This is a genomic window from Actinoalloteichus spitiensis RMV-1378, from assembly GCF_000239155.1.
Lineage (GTDB): Bacteria > Actinomycetota > Actinomycetes > Mycobacteriales > Pseudonocardiaceae > Actinoalloteichus_B > Actinoalloteichus_B spitiensis.
Genome location: NZ_AGVX02000675.1, coordinates 1 through 2,736 on the forward strand (window position 1 = coordinate 1; position 2,736 = coordinate 2,736).

Genomic DNA, 2,736 nt, shown 5'->3' on the forward strand with positions numbered 1-2,736 from the left:
CAGCATGGTCTGGCTCACGGCCGGGGCGAGGTCCCTGCGGCGGCCACCCCTCGCGAAGATGTGGCCGGCGGCGCGCACGTCCTTGCTGAGCCGGCCGTCGGCGAGCGCCTCCCGGGCCTCGGCGTGGCCGAGGACGATCCACGCGGCACGGCCACCGGGGGACCTGACCTGGTGCACCGGGCACTGGGACCGCAGGCGGGCGTAGGTGGGGTGGGGATCGCGGAACCACTCGTCCTGGAACAGCTCGGCCACGCCCTCGGTCCCGCTGGAGGGGGTGTCGGGCGTCTTCGGGGCGGCGGTCGCGGGCGCGTTCTCCTCCGCGCCGGGCTCCGGGACCTCGGGCTGGCCCTTTCCTGGCCCCGCCACGACGCTCAGGCCCCCGAGGGCACGTCGGCGGCGGCGCGCTCGCCGCCGTAGGGGCGGACCAGCGCCGAGGAGACGAAGGCGACCGCGACCCGCCGCAGGAACGCGGTCTCGCTGGCCAGGTCCGGCGGTAGCGCGGCCTCCGGGCCGGGAGCGGCGAGCGGGGTCTCACCACTGGGGACGTCCACCGGTCGACCCGACCGGGCGCTGGTGACGGCCGCCCTGATCACGGCCGCCTCGACGGTGGCGGCGAGGTCCTCTCCGGTGAGGCCCGCCGCGCGTCCGGCACCGCTCACCTGGTCGGCGACCGAGGGGTCCCGGTAGGGCCGGAGCGCGAGTACGCCGTCCCGGATCTCGATGACGCGGCGGTAGAGGCGCATGCTCACGTCACCGCGCCCGTAGTCGCCCTCGACGGCGTCGGGTGAGGTCAGCGCGATCTCCGGCACCACCTCGTACAGCGCCGCCCACAGTGGCCGCAGCTCGCGGTAGGCCCGCCACTCCCCCGGGGCCCTGACCAGCCGGGCGACGAACGGGGTGACGGCCGGCAGGAGCAGTCCCACGGTCATCACCAGCACGGAGACCGCCGGCATGCCCACCGACATCGCGCAGCCGAAGTTGTCGAAGGGCGTGACGCAGTAGGACTCCGCCCCGGCGTCGGGTCCCACCACGGCGGCGCGTGTCGTGCTGTAGAGCTTCTCCGCCACGTACGAGAGTCCCAGCACGCAGCCGACCGCGAGCACCCGCAGGCCGATGCGCAGGCTCCCGCTCGTGGCGTTCGAGTACCGCAGCCCCAGCCAGGCGAGATCGACCAGGACGGCGCCCAGGTAGGCGGAGTAGACGAGGACGTAGCCGGCGAGCGTGGGGTGGGTCGAGTAGTACTCGCCGAACAGTCCGCGGGACTCGGGGATGCCGGCGCTGAAGAACAGGACGATCAGCGCCAGTTCGGCGACCACGAACACCAGGAACCGGCGGGGGGCGCGACGGCGCGCCTCCTCCGGGGGGTGGGCCAGGTACAGCAGGAGCATCACCGCGGAGAAGGCGGCGGCGAGGGTGCCGAGGTTGGACAGCAACCGTCCGATGTTGGGGTAGATGCCGGCGAGCACGGCCTGTGTCGCGGGGGCGAGGACCAGGAACGCGAACCCCAGCGAGCCGAGCACGCCGACCAGCGCCCATCGGCCCGGGTTCCCTCCCGGGCCCCGTCTCAGGTTGTGCGCCGCCCGGAGGACGGCGGCGAGGGAGACGAGCAGTGAGACGGTCAGGAACAGTGCGGTGACCATTCACACCCCAAAGATGTCTTCGGCTCGGTCCGCCGCCTGGACGATGTCCGGCGAGCGCTCCGACGGTCGGTGGGAGCGCCGTGGCGGTGCGCCCGCCCGACCGAGGATGAGTGACGCGATCATCTCGGCCTCCTGCTCCTCGACGGCGGAGTAGGACGAGCGGCCCAGCGTCCTGACGACCACCTCCGGGTCGAGGTCCGGTGCCAGCGCGCGGAGGAAGTCACGGTCGAGCAGGTGCGCGCCGGCGTGGTCGGAGATCATGTGCCCCACCTCGTGCAACACGATGTGCCACACGTGGAGCGGGGTGGTGCGCGCGTGGGCGATCACGTCCATGTCGCCGAGGTCGAGCCACATCCCGCACGCCCGGCCGGCGACGTGGTCGCTGGGATGCAGCGTGATGGGGCGGCCTCGGTGGTGGGCGAGCCGGTCGAGGAACACCGTGAGGTCGAACGGGCGGGGGATGCCCGCGCTCCGGTCGAGCTGACGCACCCGTTCCTCGCAGCGGCGGCGTAGGTCGTGGTAGTGCACCGGGGTGGTCACCTCCCTCGTCAGCGGCGGCGCGTGGGGGCGGGCCAGCCGTAGGCACGTCAGCGGTTGCCGCGTCGGCTGTGTCCGCTGGTCAGCGACCACGATGCCTTCCCTCCCGGTGCTTCTCGAGGGCGGGCGGCACGGCTCGTGACCGTGTCCGGGCCGGACCCGTGGTTCCCTTGGCCGCCAGACCGCGGGACGCTGGCCCGGCGAGTGGCGGGGCACCACCCGGAGCGCCGGGTCACCAGCGATGGGTCACCCCCGGCCGCCGCGCGGGGTGGCCGGCGGGACCGGCCGGCGGGGGAGCCCGCCGATCATTATGCCGGCCGGAGCGCGCCGGACATCCCCCCAACCCGGGGCACCACCGTTCGGCCGAACGACGGATCTCCGCCTGGAGCAGCGCACCTCCGGCTCGGTGCGGGGTGGGACGTCCCGGTCCGGCCCGGACGGCCCGCGCACCGGGACGGACGTCGAGCCGTGGCGCGCCGGGCTGGGGGTCCCGCCCTTACCCGGCGGTGACGGCCGCTCAGCGACGCGGGCCGTCGCCGTCGGGAGGGGCGGCCCGACC

General features: G+C 74.6%; 2 protein-coding genes and 1 pseudogene. All 3 read right to left on the reverse strand.

Annotated features, from left to right (window positions below; translation table 11 throughout):
- A pseudogene (locus ACTIDRAF_RS30885) lies at window positions 1–366 on the reverse strand (hypothetical protein); the annotation flags it as partial.
- 5 nt (window positions 367–371) lie between these two features.
- The gene (locus ACTIDRAF_RS0223760) at window positions 372–1,640 is read right to left on the reverse strand and encodes an MAB_1171c family putative transporter (RefSeq protein WP_016701183.1); all 1,269 of its coding nucleotides are present in this window, start codon (window positions 1,638–1,640) and stop codon (window positions 372–374) included.
- Window positions 1,641–2,270 carry a hypothetical protein gene (locus ACTIDRAF_RS30890; RefSeq protein WP_157163240.1) on the reverse strand — a complete coding sequence of 210 codons (630 nt, stop codon included), beginning with the start codon at window positions 2,268–2,270 and terminating at the stop codon, window positions 1,641–1,643. It lies immediately after the preceding gene.
- Window positions 2,271–2,736: the final 466 nt, after the last annotated feature.